The following is a 14,868-nucleotide window of genomic DNA, read 5'->3' on the forward strand; positions in this document are numbered from 1 at the left end:
TGTTCAAGTTCCGCGTCACTTTCTTTCTTTATTACTTCGTAATAATAAGATCCTCTACTGATCTCAAGGGCACGGCACATCGCTGATATAGAATATTTATGTTTATTACGTTTGATTACTTCGACTTTCGCCCGAATATCAGCGCCGCTTGCTTTAAAATATCATTTTCCATTTGAAGCTGGGTATTGGCTTTTCTTAATGCTTTCAATTCTTTCTGTTCAGGTGTTAAGTTATCTTTTTCTTTGAATGAACCGGTTTGATGATGTTGACTTACCCACTTGTCAAAAGCAGATCCTGTAAGGTCATATTCTTCTATGATTTCTTTTCTTGATTTTCCTGCTTTGTGTAAATCAACAATTTGCTTCTTGAATTCATCTGTATAAGTTCGACGTGGACGACGAGTAGACATGATAGATTCCTCCTGTGTGCGTTGTGTTTAGTATACACACCTTATCTTTTCTGTCCAACTCAGTGTAACCTATCCAGGCTTTGTATTGGTGCAAGTCTTTAGAAAAGTAAAGGACAGTCAAAATAGATAAGTGAGATAGAGAATTAAAATGAAGCGGATAGAAAGGAAAAAATCTTTATGTTTAGAACTTGCGAAATAAAGTTAAATGATACTGTTCAATCAGAGATATTGGCAAGTGAATCATTACCGTTGAAAAAGTTGTTGACGTCAAGTAGAAATCGTCAATTTCTGCTAATTAAGTTTCTGCAGTTTTTGCTAAATAAGTTTCTGCACTTAATTATTGAAACACGCTTTCACGGTTCTTCATTCTGTAACTTTCATCATTCATCTGTATAACTTCTACGCGATGAAGAAGGCGGTCTAAGATTGCGGTCGCAATCCCTTCATCACCCAAAAGCTCACCCCATTGATCTGGGCTCTTATTCGACGTCAAAATAATCGAACTCCGTTCATATAAATGGTTAATGAGATGGAAGAATTGATTCGCTTCACGTTGATCCATCGCGATGTACATCAGATCATCAATGATAACTAAATCGGATTGTTTGATCCGATTTAATGTTATCTGTGACTTCCTGGTATAATCACTTGTTTTCAGTATGGTCATGAGTTCTCCCATGGGGAGAAACATGACCTGATACCCTTGGCCAATGGCTTCGAGTCCCATACCTATGGCAAGGTGTGTTTTTCCTACACCGGGTGGACCAAGTAACACAAGATTATATTGCTGCTCGAGCCAATGCATATCTTTCAGTTGTTTCATCTGACGTTCAGTAATGCTTTTTTGTTCTGTCATTTCATAGTCCTCAAGGGACTTCTGGTAAGGAAACTTGGCCCACTTTAATCGTTTTTCTTTATTTTTATCGTCTCGCTTGTTTAACTCAAAAGTCAAAAGATGATTTAAAAGTTCGTGATAGGTCCAAGAGTTTTGTTCTGCTTCACGCATTATAAGTGGTAGTTCAACCGATACTTCTGATAAGCGAAGTTGCTTAAGTGCATGTTGAAGACCTTCAAGTCCAGAGCTCATTGGCGATCACCTACAATCAGTTTCGTATAGTCACTAAGTGATCGTGTGGGAACAATGATGGAGGAAGCCGGCGGCTTTAATGAGACACTAGTCGGTTTTAGGTGTTCATCGGACAGCGAGTTTTGAGAATGCGTTGCTAAGAATTTAGATACATCTCTAAAATCATTGGCACTCCATAACTTTTCGTCTAGACACTTGTGTAAAGCTGCTTCACTTTCTTCCGGGTAAGCTTTTATGGCTTTCTCTAAAACGATAAACTGATCTCGTGCGTAGCGTTTATGAGTTTCAATGACTTTATCAATAAAGAGACCAGCACTCAATTCATCCTCAAATAAAGCAATCATTGCTTTTTTATATTTTTGTATTGATACTGAGAAATCTCGACCATGATTCGTTTTCTTTATTAACTTTCCTTTTTCAAAAGAGAGCGTATGTCTCGTTATTTCTTGGCCATTTAATTCATTTAAAATAACGAGTTCACTGGTATTGATTCTCAGTAAGACTTCGTTATTTCCAACAGGTTGATAAGTTCCTTTAGGAACAGAATAACGATTTCCTTTATAGCGAATCGTATTGTCTTTTCCTATCTTAACTGCTATACTTGCATCAAATGGATTGTCCATATTTCTAAAAGATGAGACTGGTTTCAAGTGTGCTTTTTCCTGAAGGAACACTAAATCTGGTCTCTTTTTTGTTGTGCCATGTACTTTATGATTACCTGTTCTGTCTAACCAATTTCGACATTTTTGATTCCAGTCATCTAAATCACTATAAATTCTATTCTTGGCAAAATTACCTTTTACATAGCCAACAACACGCTCGACCTTACCTTTGGTTTCGGGATCAGCTGCGCGACATAAGTAGATTTGAAAACCTCTTGCTTGTTGGTAGGCTTCGAACTTACTTGTTAGTATTAGGTCTCCAGCATTCTCACTTACCGCTATTAGATTATCTTGATCATACATAATTTCGTTTGTCATTCCGCCGAAGTAGCGAAAAGCTTGTTCATGACAACGTATCGTATCTTCAGTTGTAAAAGGTCTATCTAACCATTCCACGTATTTATAGCGGCTATGTCCTAAAACGAAACAAATACAGAAGAGTTTTATCTTTTCTTTTTCGACTGTTTCCTGCCAGCACTCGCCCCAATCGACTTGAATCTGTTCACCCATATTAACTTCTGGAATAGCCTCATACTGCCTTAACTGTTTAACTTTTGGGATTGCATAGCGATCTCTTAACTCTTTAACGAATAATCGGATTGTACTCGATCCCACCTTTATACCGGGATATTCTTCTAGTAACCAGTCTTCGATTTGAGCTGCAGATAAATCTGGATGTTCTTTTAACCAGGTGACAATCACTTGTTCATGACTGTTCAGTTTTCTATTCCTGTTCTGCAGACCTGATGTCCATTCGGACATTTCTTCGTAATTCAGGCTTAAATATTTCCTTATTGTATCTCTATCCACACCAACTTTTCTTTTGATCTGACTGTTATTAAACCCTAAACGTTTCAACTTATGTATCTCATGATATAAAGTCATTTTTGATTCATTCACCTTTCGTCCTCCGATCCACTTATACTCATAACTTTAATAGTATAACCGAATCGACTAATCTTTAGATAAAAAGTGCAGAATCTTAATTAGCAATAATTGTTGTTTTTAGTTTAGCATTCACAAAAGTATATTAAAAGAAACCATTGCATCTTTTTTACCGTCCTTTTCCCAATTATATATCTTGTAATGAAACCTAATATCGAACTGTTTTTAGAGATCCCGGTTATAATATTTTTCATGATATTTTTATATTATGTTATAAAAAAATCAGTATATAATCAAACGATTGAAAACACCTTAAAAAAATATGATAATACTCAGGAATATACAATGAACATAGAAATAAAAGAAAAGTTTATAAAATTAGACTATAGTACGATCTCCTATGAAGTAACTTGGGATGAAATTAAAGTCGCCGAAGAGGACAAGGAATGTTATTACTTGAACTTTGGTAAAAGTGATCATTATCATATTTTTAAAAAAATAAATACAGAACTATCTGATGTTGAAAATCAAAAATTTGAAGAGATGATAAAAGATAAACTTGGAAAAAGACTAAAGGAGAGTGCGCTTACTAATGAAAATGAAATACAAAATAATGCATGAAGATATTGAAATAGCGGAAAAGTTAAGTATGGATATAAATAAAAACTTATCCATTACTTATTATAATTGCTTAATTTATGGGTTCATGTTTTCTGGAACAAGCTTCATTTTAAGCAGAAATTTGATAGTGTCTTTATTATTTGGAATTGTTGTTTTCTTAGCAAATCTATATATTTTTGAAAAACGAGTATACAAAAGACTAGCTAGAATAAAATATAAATACCACAAAGACTATTATGAGCAAGACCATACTTTCAGTTTTAGTGAAGAGCATTTAATGCTTGAAACAAATGGTGAGACCATTAAAATCAAAGTAAATGATTGCCTAAAAAGTTATGAAGATGAGGCTAGATATATTGTTTTTCCAACGAAGAATAATTATTTTATCGTTAATAAAACTGAGTTAGATCTCAAACATGAAATAACTAATTTATTCAATAATGAACTTTTACTACAAAATAGATAAATCAAATAGAGAGAATGTTTAATTAGTAGAATATATTACATAATAAAGAATGCATTATCAAACGAGCCCTTAATTTATATGAACCAGTCAAAAAGTGGATTAATACGAGTATGGAGATAACCGACATCGTATTAGTCCACTTTTTTGAATGAATCGTAAAAAGCTTTTCCTTATCTGCTAGAACTGGCATAATAGCAGCATGGAAAAGTTTTTTTACATAGAATGTCTAGTATTTTTGATTGTCATGTTGAAAGATTTTGATTTTAATGGATAAGTAAATCAAACATAATAGAGGTGTATAAAATGGAAGTTGGCCAACGGATAAAAGAGCGCAGAAATGAGTTGGGGATGACGCAAGATCAGGTGGCGGAATATTTGGGCATTACCAGACAGACGATTTCAAATTGGGAGAATGGGAAAAGCTACCCCGATATTGAGCGAATCATTCGGTTATCTGAACTGTACACGTTATCTTTGGATGAATTATTGAAAGGAGATCAGACAATGGTAAATCATTTGAAAGAAGCAACAGAAGTGAATCGGTTTCTCAAACACTTTAGTGTATTAATGATTGTGAATATTGTTTTGATGGGACTACTTTTAGTGCTGAATACAAGTAATGGTTTGATTACGGGTAGCATGATGGGATTGATTAGTTTGAACACACTGTCTATTTTTTATTTGATAATCAAAAAAATTTAAAGGAGACTTTATAATGGATAAATTTAATTTATTAATGATATGCTTTTTGATCATTGCTTTTTCAAGTATTTGTTTAGCCTATTATGTTTATCAATTAATATTGATGGATGCGAAAAGTCGCCAAATAGACCATCCAAGATTCTGGTCAACGATAGCTGCTGCAAATCAAAACGGTGGAGGCATACTGCTCTATTTATTCAAGCGCAGAAAAACGACTAGTTTACTTTCAGAAAATGAAAAACAAACATTTCTGACGATCAAAAAGAAAATTTATTGTTTACTAGCACTGAGTTTCGTCACTTTCTTAGTGAGTTTATTAATATTGATTCGATACTAAAAAAGAGTAGACTGATTTTACCCGATAGGGTTTCACTACGAAGGTATACAGAGAGGAAGTATCAGTTTGAAAAATTATATTGTTTTACTTCGAGGTATTAATGTGGGCGGTAGAAACAAAATTAAATTGGCTGATTTACGTGATCATTTAGTTCAGTTAGGATTCCAAGATGTTCAAACGTACATTCAAAGTGGAAATGTGTGCCTTCGGTCCTCTCGATCAAGCCAAGAAATTACTAAAAAAATAGAAAAATTATTAATAGAAAATTTTAAATTAGACAGTAAGTTAATCAAAGTATTGACGCTTTGCATCGATATTTATAAGTCGGTTATAGAAGAAGCGCCTAAAGGGTATGGGGAAAATCCGGATGAAGTTGATTATCGTTATGATGTCTTATTTTTAATGAATATTTCTCCTGACGAAGCTATGCAAGAGATTGATGTTCGAGAGGGAATAGATCGTTCCTGGAAAGGTACTCATGTAATTTATTACCGACGACCAGGACCAACTCATCCAGATTATACGAAAAGTGCATTAAGTAAACTAGCGCGTAAGAATATATATCAGTCTATTACTATCAGAAATTGGAAAACCACTATGAAGATGTGGGAACTGATCAATAAATAAAGTTTCTATGGTTTCTTAGTCGACTTTTCATAATCAAGATACCACAACAACACGCAAGAGAAAACATTGATCTCATTCGGAACGTTCTAAATTTTTATTTTAAAGTCCGAGAACTACTCCAACCATCAGGTTTGCTAAAAAATATGACTTAAATGAACACTAAAAATAAATTTTCTGAAAAAAATAAAAATTACTTATTATATACGTTGCTGTTTTGGTAGGTTTAGGCATCATTTCTATAGTTCTCTATACCATTTCTAATACTAAAGTTTTTTTGCAATTATCATTCAGATAGATGAATAATTAAAATTGTAAGAAAAAACTCATTCTGATTTACTAATATAGATAGAAGGAATAGAATGTCTGCATACCTTAAATAAGAGAAAGGAAGTTTTTAAATGAAATATATTGTTGTTGGATCTTCTCACTTTGGTTATGAAGCAGTTGAGACCATATTAGAAGCGGAACCTGAAGCAGAAATTCATTTGCTTGAACGTGAAGACAAAGCATCCTTTATGAGTTGTGGAGCTCAATCATATTTAATGAATATCGCACAATCACCAGATGAGCTACATTATGCGAATGAAGAATCCTATAAAAAACAAGGCATTAATATCCATCTAAATACTGATATGGTTGGTTTGAATGCTGATAAAAATACAGTGACAGTAAAAACAGACAGTGGGGAAAGAGAGGAAGGCTACGATAGATTACTTCTTTCACCAGGTGGCTACGCACCCAAATTAAACATACCAGGAAATGATTTAGAACATGTCTATACTTTCCGTGGTCGAAACGATGCAGAAATTGTTAAAGCACGTATGAAAGATGCGAAGAAAGTAGTCGTTATTGGTGGAGGGTACATCGGTGTTGAAGTTGCCGAAGCCTATACAGAAAACGGTCAGGATGTGACGTTGATTGATGCAGTCGATCGTTTCTTACCGAGCTACCTAGACGAAGAATTCTATCCAAGCTTATCTAAAGAAGCGAAAGAAAAAGAATTGAAAATTCAAACAAATGAATTAGTACAAGAGATCAAAGGGGAAAATGGTGAAATTCAGGCAGTAGTAACTGATCAAGGTGAATATGAAGCAGATACAGTGATTATGGCTGTTGGAGTCAAGCCTGATACATCTTGGCTAGCGAACAGTCTTGAATTAGATAAAAATGGCTTTGTAGTTGTCAATGATTATTTAGAAACATCAGCTAAAAATGTCTATGTAGGTGGAGATGCGACATTAATTCCCTTCCAAGCAACAGGTAAAAAACAAAACATCGCTTTAGCAACTAACGCCCGCAAACAAGGGATTACCGCTGCTAAAAATGCGATGGGAGAAAAAATCGAAATTATCCCAGTCAACGGGACGTCTGGATTAGCTTTCTTTGATTTGAAATTTGCAACAACCGGTTTGAATGATTCTAACGTAGAGAACTACGATGGAAAAATTAAAACTTTCTATACTGAAGAAAGAGTCCGTCCTTCATTCATGCGTGATGGGGACATTAAAGTTGAAATGAAAATATTCTATGATTCAGAAACAGAAGTAATCTTAGGAGCACAATTTTTATCTACTGAAGATATTACGCAAGCAGCAAACACCCTTTCACTAGCCATTAGTAACAAAATGACTTTAAGTGATTTAGGGAAAGCGGATTTCTTTTTCCAACCAGGATTTAGTCGTCCGTGGAACTTCTTAAATGTCTTAGCACTAAAAGCGCAAGGAAAAACATTTGGTTCAACAAAAATGCTATTTTAGCAATACCAAAACTTAAAACCGAATCATTCATATTTTTCATTCAATCTGTTTCTATTTATGAGTACTTTAGATAAGAAAAGTTATCGAAAAAAAAAGTAACAATCCTATCAATACAAGGATTGTTACTTTTTTTATTCAAACGATTGACTTTAACTATCTTTTTAAAGGAAATTTCAGAGTTTCAGTTGATGATTTATATCAATGAATCCTATAGAGCTAACGAAAACAAATAATCTAATGAGTATGAATCAATTTTGATTAATTCTTATTTTGACAAATACTCCATTGATGCGTTACCAGACACCTTTGATATCAGGCGCTCGTTATGTAGAAAAGGGAGTCCTTACAAAAATGCCGTAGCGTAGTCCACCTATAAATCTTTTAAGTTTCCATTTGTTTACGACAACACATTCCATACACTCTATGAACTACCCCGTCCAATTGTTGGATTACGAATCTCCTGTTGATTATCGGAGAAGTTGGGAAAAGAAACGGTCTGAACTTGAATTCCGCAACTTGCAAGGAGCCTTACATTTAGTTAAAGGCGCTTAAGGAAATGAAAGCCAACGACTTCACCATTCAAACCTTGCGATTTTTGTTTAACAATGTATGGGCTATACTAGGTTTACAATCAAACTTGGCTAATGGAGATCAAATAAAATGGATAAGAATCGATTGAATTTGATTGATAAGTTGAACCATATCGCAAATGAGTTAGGCGTGGGGACAGTAGATTATGAATTAGCAAGGTTTTTCTTAGAGCATTTTAAAAGTGTCAACACTTGTAGTATCTACCAAATCGCAGCGGACAACAGTGTATCAAGAGCCTGTGTTCGTCGCTTCGCTAAACAGCTCGGATATACCAATTTTCCGGGTATGAAGTCGCATGTTCAAGAATTTGATATGATATTAATGATTCCAAAAAAATTTATGGCTTGAATTGATATACTGATGTTCTTGTATCTAATATTATTGCCTGAATTAAACACTACTTGTTTTTAATTGATTGGCACAATAAGAATCTTCAAAATTTAATTACTATTTCATTAGATTTAATAAGTATAAACACCTCCTAATAATGTGGGATATTTGTGCATAGAAATATAAACTGTTTAATTAATAATATATTTATGTTAGGTTTGAAAAAAAGAATACGATAGAATTCTTTTTTCAGTTTATTAAAGATTGTAAAAAAGGCGTTAGGAGTTTACGATTTAATGGATGAAGAAATATATACAAAAGAACAAGAATTGGAAGTGCTGGAAAAAACATATCGACGTTTGGGATACTACTTAAATCACAATTATTTTGTAGCTGAACGAGGGGTAAGACCTTATTTTCAGTGGTATCTAAATTGGTCTGGTTATGTAACAGCATTTCTAGGATTTGATTATTTATATTTCGCTGAGAATCATTTATTGATACTGAAAATGAAGTTTCTACAAGACAATTCTGAAAAGTATATTTTTAAAATCGATTATAAAAATATTACTGATTTTTCAGTTTCAAGGCCTATTATAAAGTATTGTTTACAGTTTAAGGCTGAAGGTAAGCAGTACTATTATTATATTGATGCCAGTGGGTCTTATTCATTTAATGGACCGGATTATTCAGCTAGGAACTTCAATTATTTATTGGAAAACCATTTTAAAGGTTTACTGAAATAAAAAATATCAAAAGCATATGATTCAATGGAAAACAATAGTAAGAAGATTCTAAATCAGTTTATAGCGTCGCTAGTGTTGATTAGAGTTGACGGGGGGATTGCTTAAAGTAGGCCGAGTACCTCAAGTGGAACATTATCTAATGTAGAAGCTTTTGTTTTTATATTCTCTATAGCAGTTTTTTGGAGCTAGTTTTATTGGTATTTAAAGAATAAAAATTAGAAACAAACTATAATTAGGTTTTATCTTAGGTTGAGAAATGATTGGTTTTTACGCAATTATATTATTTATCCATATGTTACGAATAGCTATACTAATTTATCAATTGATTTATCAAGGATAAAGTACTATAAAACAGTTTAGTAGATGTAAAATTACGAAGTCATTAGAAAAAAATATTACAGATTTAGCGGATAACCGCCATATTAATCAATACTAATAATGTTAAAGTGGAACTAACAAAAGCACGATTAACTAACTATATTAGGAGGGTTTGCTATGGTTAAAAGTAAAGATAATTTTCATTCAGAATTTATAGAGTTAGAAGACGTTTTGAACAAGTTGAGAAGTTGGGAGAACGGTCTAGAATTTCTAGGAGATTATTATTCTACAAATAATCCAGATTTAGAAAGATTAGTAGAAGAATATACGCCCACATCAGCTATTTTTTGGGCTTTTCAAAGAGACTTTTTACGATTAAATAAAGAAGCTCAAGAGCAACTAAAATTGTTGGCCGAAAAACAGAAAAAACAATTTAGAAATAAGAATACTAACTAACTTTATCCTATTTATTTACCTAGTAAAAACAGTCATCACACCATGTCGAGATGATTAATTGTTAGTTAGCATTTTTATAAGCATACAAATATTTTACTAGCCACTATCAGTTATTTAACATAGACTTATGCTTAACGCATGAGTCTTTTTTGTTTGCGAAAGAGAATAAAGTCAATGAATAATATGAATATTGTTGCTTTAATTGGTAAAACTATCTTAAATCAGGTTAGAAAAGTCCGATTATTTTAAGTGAGGAACTTTGATTTCTAATGTTACGAAATCGTGATATGCGAATTGGAGTCAAAGGGTTACTCAAGAAGTATCAGTAAAAATCTAACTGTGATACTTCTATTTTCATAAATTAAATGATAGGAGGAACGACTCGCCAGTATCTGTTATTATCTGTAAATCATGAAAGAATCGATTAGCGTAATCAATGATGATCGAGGTCATTAATGAAAAAAAGTGTTAGTCATTTTTAGATTGAGCTTAATAATCTACATTAGTGAAAAGAAAGGATTGTGAAAATGAAGAATTGGAAAGTAATTGCTTGGTTAATGTTATTTTTCCCGCTTGGATTATACTACATGTATACATACTCGAATTGGCCAAAGAAGACCATGCATGTTATCACAGGTATTTATGCAGGGATGGTCATACTAGCTTCACTGGCTGGTATTTTATTTGAGGTAGGGGTTTTATCAGGAGTCAGTTTATTGATGACCTCACTCGGATTATTAGCAAACAATATCTACAAAAAATCCCAAAAAAATCGATCACTTATTTTATTAGGGTCTAGTATCTTATTAATCGGTATATCTGCTACAAACATAGATGTGGTTGAACCAGATGTTCAGGTCGCTTCTGAAACAGTAGAAGCGGAGACAAAAAAGAATGATGAAAAGTTATTAGAAAAAGCAACTGAGGCAGTCGAAGTAGCAGAAGAAGATCCTACCCAATCAAATATTGAGATCGCTTATGACTTAGTTGGTCAATTAAAAGGAGATTCCACTCAACTGAAAGAACGTCTTGAAGCTGTTGAGAAAAATCTGCTTGCAGCTGAGCAGCTTGAAGAATTTCTTGAAGAATTGGCTTTAGCTGAGGAAGACCCTACTCGTTCTCATCTGGAGAGTCTTGAAAAAAAAGAATCTGATATTGGAGAATTGGATGAAGAGTATCTTGTTCGCTTAGAAAAAGTTCGGGGAGAAGTTGAAGCGCAAGAAAAATTGCTTCTTCTTGCAGAAGAGGCAATCAATACAGCTGAAACTGAACCAAATCGACAAAATTATGAAGCAGCTGTCACAGCACTTTCTAGTGTTCAGACAAATCAAACAGCTCTTTCTACTAAGTTAGACGCTGTAAAAGGAACCGTTGAAAGTCAAGAAGCACTGGCAAAACAAGAAGCAGAAGCTAAAGCAGCTGCTGAAGAGAAGGCTAAAGCAGAAGAAAATCAGAAAGCTGTAGAAGAAGAAAGCAGTGCACCTGAACAAGCTACACCTGACAAACCAACTAGTGAAGCAGCTTTATTGAACTTTTTAAATACTGCCTCACAAAGTGAGTTGCAAGCTGTATCTTATATAGGACCCAAAAGATCAGCATACATTGTCGAATACCGTCAAGCGAATGGACCATTCACTCATTCTAGTCAGGTAACCAATGTTAATCAAATCGGAGAGGGCATTTACAGTAATTTACTTGAAATGTTTAACTAGCAATTTAAAATGACGATTCGACATAACATATTAAAATAATCTGTAAGAGAACTCTCCTTAAATTAGGATCGTTCTCTTAATTTTTTTCGAAAAATACCGATTGTAAAAGCTATACAGAAGAAAAATGAATTTTCTAGTGTATCTATATTACACATTTATGCTCTTTGATTCAGTAGAAGATATCAAAGGGTGGGCGTTAGAAGAGGAGAGATGCATTATGGTAAGTCAATACGAAAAAATGGGTACAAAGTTATTAACCTATACGGTTATCGGGTTATATCTTTCGGCATTACCGATAGTAGGGTTACTCCAATTAGGGAATCTAGTTAGTAGCGGCGTGTTTTTTAGCTTTCTGCTAGTAACTACAGTCGTCGTCGCAACACTGTTAACGATCAATAAAAAGTTTTCTGAATATAGTCAAACGAAGTATGTAACGGTGAGTTTTATTTACTTAGCTAGTTTTTTCGTTATTCTAACGATACCGGCTATGAATATATGGATATTATTACCAATTTACTTTATTTTTTCTATGATTTACTTTAATTGGAAAGTAACGATCCAAGCAATGACATTTATGATCGTGATTTTAATTTCACAGTTTTTCTTAAATAGTAACTTTATAGCAATGAGAGAAAATGTATTGGAAGTCGTTGTGATGTTTGTGTTGGTAGCGATGATTGGAGCAGGCGGTATTAGTGTTTCTTTTATCGGTAAAAAAATCATAACAGATGCTACTGAACATTCAGAATCCGCACAACAACAGAAACTTAAATTAGAAAATGTTTTTGAAGAAATTCAGACAGCTGTTCAACAATTGATGAATTTCCACCAAACGATTCAATCAGATGCTATTCAAACAGGGCAAGTCACAGAAGATATTGCAGGGGTCTTCGGTGAAGTAACTAGAGGTGCTGAATACCAATCAACATCTCTTATTGGAATCAAAGGGAACATGCAAACCATCCATCAAAACATTCTAGATGTCACAACAACTTCAGAAGAAATGAAATGTTTATCAGATGCAACAGGCAAAGTAACAAATGAAGGAGAGTCACATCTAAAAGTATTATCAACAAGTATGGTTCAAGCAAAAGATAGCTTACATGAAACGATGACATTGATCCACAACCTTTCAGATCAAAATAGTCATATCGAAAAAATCTTAAATACGATCACTGGTGTTACAAAACAAACGAATTTATTAGCGTTAAATGCTAGTATTGAAGCTGCAAGAGCAGGTGAACATGGACGTGGCTTTGCTGTTGTTGCAACAGAAGTAAGAACTTTGGCAGAACATTCAGCAAAAGCAACAGAAGAGATCAGTATTATTTTGAGAGAGATTTTCTCAAAAGTTACGGATTTGGAGAACCAATTAGAAGAAGGACAATCTGCCTTCCAGCAAAGTGAACAGGCTGCGCAGAAAGCAGATTCTATCTTCCAACAAATACATCAAAATGCTACGAAAGTATTCAAGCAAGCAGAGACTGTTAAAGCGAAGTCTAGTGCGTTACAGTCTTCATCTGATACCATTGTTGATGAAGTAACGTCTATCAGCGAGGTGACTGAAAAAGCTTCTGATACGACGAAACAAATGTATTCAGGTGTTGAAGAGCAACGTCGTTCTGTCCAAGGCGTCATTGAAAGTTTATCTGAGTTGAATGAGCTTATCATGAACTTAGAAGAATTAGTGACTAAGGATGAAGTAGAAGCGACTGAAGAAGTTAATGAAGAACAATCATCATCAACAGAAACGCCTGATCATGTTCTCGCATAGTTCCAAACTGGTGAAAACTAGAAAGTGTTTTAGATAGGTTAATTGCTGATCTTACAGTAGTCATTTATAGACTAGCTCAAAACGGTAAAACGTTTTGAGCTTTTTTATGTTTTAGGGTGTTAGAAATAAGGGGTTAATTATAAATGTGTTATTAATCAGCAAATGTTTCTTTTTAGTTTTTGTTTAAAAGATCATCAAGTTCCTCATACCTATTAGCGACTTTTATGTTTTCAAAGATAAAAGAATTGATTTTATGAAAAAAAATGAAAGTTAAAAATGTTAGGTATAGTGATAAATGTAATTGTGTAGATTTTTTTAAATATCTGAATTGTCAATATAAGCTAGACAAATACGACCCATCAATATAACTCAAAAATACTTCTAAGGGTGTTTGATAATTTAGTGATTTTCTAGGGATTCGGTTTCGTCTATCGGCTACGCCTGATACAAAATTCTGATCTACTAAATTAAAATCCATTTCTTTAGGTAGGCCATTTCGTCGCAGTAAACCATTTGAATTTTCGTTCAAAGCCCTTTGTGAAGGCGTACCTGGATCTGCAAAATAAATGGACACATCATGTTGGTTGCAGATTGACTTCCAGTTTGAGAACTCTTTACCACAATCAAAAGTAATGGACTTAAATAGACATTTGGGAATAGAACTGAACCATTGGTTCAAGGTGGTTTCTATATCAACTGCTTTACGTCCTTCTGGTTTTAACGTGATGATGACTTTCGAAAGTCTTTCGACTAACGTTATAATGGCGCTTTTGTGGTGTACACCAACAATGGTGTCTCCTTCCAAATGTCCAAACTCTTCCTTAAATAAAGGATAATCGGTTGTTCTTTCTTCAATCGTTCTTTTAAATGCTTGTTTTCCTCGACGTTCTTTATGACCATTGGGCTTTCTTTTTCCCTTCATGGGAAGTAAAGCTTCGTCGAATAGGTGTTCATTGAATCGACGATAAAGCGTTCGGACCGAGCATCCAATAGGCTGTTCCGATCTACCAATAATGACATCGGGCGTCCAGCCTTTAGCAACTTGATCCTTGATATAGTCCTGTTGTTTAATAGGAAGAATGATTTTCTTTCGTCCGCAACGTTTTTTATTCAATTTGTATTGTCGATAATAGTCAAGAATTGTAACACCTTGCTTTAAAGCCGTAACGACGTTATGGATAGTTTGCCTTGAACGATTAATCAATTGAGCGATTCTAGCGGTTGATACATTATTATGGTAATACGATTCTATCAATACAAGCTCGTCCGTGGTAATATGGGAATAGGTCATTCGTGATCACTCCTAATGTTTTCTTTGGTCGGAAAATACATTTTGAGTGTACCACGAATGGCTTTTTTATTTGTCTAGCTTAATTTTACAATTCACG

Annotated in this window: 14 protein-coding genes and 1 pseudogene; 11 read left to right on the forward strand and 4 right to left on the reverse strand. The window is 33.9% G+C overall.

Annotated features, from left to right (window positions below; translation table 11 throughout):
• The 3 genes and pseudogenes from J5J05_RS11380 to istA all read right to left on the reverse strand — a co-directional run.
• Nucleotides 1-409, reverse strand: a pseudogene (locus tag J5J05_RS11380) (transposase); the annotation flags it as partial.
• Nucleotides 410-746: 337 nt separating this feature from the next.
• Nucleotides 747-1,496: an IS21-like element helper ATPase IstB gene (gene istB / locus J5J05_RS11385; RefSeq protein WP_208560793.1), complete on the reverse strand. Its 750-nt coding sequence runs from the start codon at nucleotides 1,494-1,496 to the stop codon at nucleotides 747-749.
• Nucleotides 1,493-3,058: an IS21 family transposase gene (gene istA / locus J5J05_RS11390; RefSeq protein ID WP_208560794.1), complete on the reverse strand. Its 1,566-nt coding sequence runs from the start codon at nucleotides 3,056-3,058 to the stop codon at nucleotides 1,493-1,495. The genes istB and istA overlap by 4 nt, the downstream gene beginning before the upstream one ends.
• Nucleotides 3,059-3,388: 330 nt before the next feature.
• Between istA and J5J05_RS11395 the strand changes: the two genes are divergently transcribed.
• The 11 genes from J5J05_RS11395 (at nucleotide 3,389) to J5J05_RS11445 (ending at nucleotide 13,480) form a co-directional block, all read left to right on the forward strand.
• Nucleotides 3,389-3,664: a hypothetical protein gene (locus J5J05_RS11395; RefSeq protein ID WP_208560795.1), complete on the forward strand. Its 276-nt coding sequence runs from the start codon at nucleotides 3,389-3,391 to the stop codon at nucleotides 3,662-3,664.
• Complete coding sequence (locus tag J5J05_RS11400; protein WP_208560796.1) at nucleotides 3,636-4,130, forward strand: hypothetical protein; 495 nt, start codon at nucleotides 3,636-3,638, stop codon at nucleotides 4,128-4,130. Before J5J05_RS11395 ends, J5J05_RS11400 begins: the two co-directional genes overlap by 29 nt.
• Nucleotides 4,131-4,433: 303 nt before the next feature.
• A complete protein-coding gene (locus J5J05_RS11405) occupies nucleotides 4,434-4,832 on the forward strand; it encodes a helix-turn-helix domain-containing protein (protein WP_208560797.1) in 399 nt (132 codons plus the stop codon).
• A 13-nt stretch (nucleotides 4,833-4,845) separates the two neighbouring features.
• Nucleotides 4,846-5,169 carry a hypothetical protein gene (locus tag J5J05_RS11410; protein WP_208560798.1) on the forward strand — a complete coding sequence of 108 codons (324 nt, stop codon included), beginning with the start codon at nucleotides 4,846-4,848 and terminating at the stop codon, nucleotides 5,167-5,169.
• 66 nt (nucleotides 5,170-5,235) lie between these two features.
• Entirely contained in the window at nucleotides 5,236-5,796 is a 561-nt protein-coding gene (locus J5J05_RS11415; RefSeq protein WP_208560799.1) for a DUF1697 domain-containing protein, read from the forward strand.
• Between the two features lie 398 nt (nucleotides 5,797-6,194).
• Nucleotides 6,195-7,553: an FAD-dependent oxidoreductase gene (locus tag J5J05_RS11420; protein ID WP_208560800.1), complete on the forward strand. Its 1,359-nt coding sequence runs from the start codon at nucleotides 6,195-6,197 to the stop codon at nucleotides 7,551-7,553.
• A gap of 660 nt (nucleotides 7,554-8,213) precedes the next feature.
• Entirely contained in the window at nucleotides 8,214-8,492 is a 279-nt protein-coding gene (locus J5J05_RS11425) for a MurR/RpiR family transcriptional regulator (protein ID WP_208560801.1), read from the forward strand.
• Between the two features lie 278 nt (nucleotides 8,493-8,770).
• Nucleotides 8,771-9,220, forward strand: a complete 450-nt coding sequence (locus tag J5J05_RS11430) for a hypothetical protein (protein ID WP_208560802.1) — start codon at nucleotides 8,771-8,773, stop codon at nucleotides 9,218-9,220.
• A 495-nt stretch (nucleotides 9,221-9,715) separates the two neighbouring features.
• The gene (locus tag J5J05_RS11435) at nucleotides 9,716-9,994 is read left to right on the forward strand and encodes a hypothetical protein (RefSeq protein ID WP_208560803.1); all 279 of its coding nucleotides are present in this window, start codon (nucleotides 9,716-9,718) and stop codon (nucleotides 9,992-9,994) included.
• A gap of 527 nt (nucleotides 9,995-10,521) precedes the next feature.
• The gene (locus tag J5J05_RS11440; RefSeq protein WP_208560804.1) at nucleotides 10,522-11,706 is read left to right on the forward strand and encodes a ComEA family DNA-binding protein; all 1,185 of its coding nucleotides are present in this window, start codon (nucleotides 10,522-10,524) and stop codon (nucleotides 11,704-11,706) included.
• A gap of 217 nt (nucleotides 11,707-11,923) precedes the next feature.
• The gene (locus J5J05_RS11445; RefSeq protein WP_208560805.1) at nucleotides 11,924-13,480 is read left to right on the forward strand and encodes a methyl-accepting chemotaxis protein; all 1,557 of its coding nucleotides are present in this window, start codon (nucleotides 11,924-11,926) and stop codon (nucleotides 13,478-13,480) included.
• A 331-nt stretch (nucleotides 13,481-13,811) separates the two neighbouring features.
• Here J5J05_RS11445 and J5J05_RS11450 read toward each other — a convergent pair whose 3' ends face one another.
• The gene (locus J5J05_RS11450; RefSeq protein ID WP_208559100.1) at nucleotides 13,812-14,771 is read right to left on the reverse strand and encodes an IS30 family transposase; all 960 of its coding nucleotides are present in this window, start codon (nucleotides 14,769-14,771) and stop codon (nucleotides 13,812-13,814) included.
• Between the last annotated feature and the right edge of the window lie 97 nt (nucleotides 14,772-14,868).

The sequence above is a fragment of the Marinilactibacillus kalidii genome, assembly GCF_017599325.1.
Taxonomy (GTDB): Bacteria; Bacillota; Bacilli; order Lactobacillales; family Carnobacteriaceae_A; genus Marinilactibacillus; species Marinilactibacillus kalidii.

Excerpts from the sequence above, each read along its gene's own strand:
- istB (WP_208560793.1), bottom strand. The coding sequence starts at position 1,496 with ATGAGCTCTGGACTTGAAGGTCTTCAACATGCACTTAAGCAACTTCGC.
- J5J05_RS11395 (WP_208560795.1), top strand. The coding sequence starts at position 3,389 with ATGAACATAGAAATAAAAGAAAAGTTTATAAAATTAGACTATAGTACG.
- J5J05_RS11400 (WP_208560796.1), top strand. The coding sequence starts at position 3,636 with ATGAAAATGAAATACAAAATAATGCATGAAGATATTGAAATAGCGGAA.
- J5J05_RS11405 (WP_208560797.1), top strand. The coding sequence starts at position 4,434 with ATGGAAGTTGGCCAACGGATAAAAGAGCGCAGAAATGAGTTGGGGATG.
- J5J05_RS11410 (WP_208560798.1), top strand. The coding sequence starts at position 4,846 with ATGGATAAATTTAATTTATTAATGATATGCTTTTTGATCATTGCTTTT.
- J5J05_RS11420 (WP_208560800.1), top strand. The coding sequence starts at position 6,195 with ATGAAATATATTGTTGTTGGATCTTCTCACTTTGGTTATGAAGCAGTT.
- J5J05_RS11425 (WP_208560801.1), top strand. The coding sequence starts at position 8,214 with ATGGATAAGAATCGATTGAATTTGATTGATAAGTTGAACCATATCGCA.
- J5J05_RS11430 (WP_208560802.1), top strand. The coding sequence starts at position 8,771 with ATGGATGAAGAAATATATACAAAAGAACAAGAATTGGAAGTGCTGGAA.
- J5J05_RS11435 (WP_208560803.1), top strand. The coding sequence starts at position 9,716 with ATGGTTAAAAGTAAAGATAATTTTCATTCAGAATTTATAGAGTTAGAA.
- J5J05_RS11440 (WP_208560804.1), top strand. The coding sequence starts at position 10,522 with ATGAAGAATTGGAAAGTAATTGCTTGGTTAATGTTATTTTTCCCGCTT.
- J5J05_RS11445 (WP_208560805.1), top strand. The coding sequence starts at position 11,924 with ATGGTAAGTCAATACGAAAAAATGGGTACAAAGTTATTAACCTATACG.
- J5J05_RS11450 (WP_208559100.1), bottom strand. The coding sequence starts at position 14,771 with ATGACCTATTCCCATATTACCACGGACGAGCTTGTATTGATAGAATCG.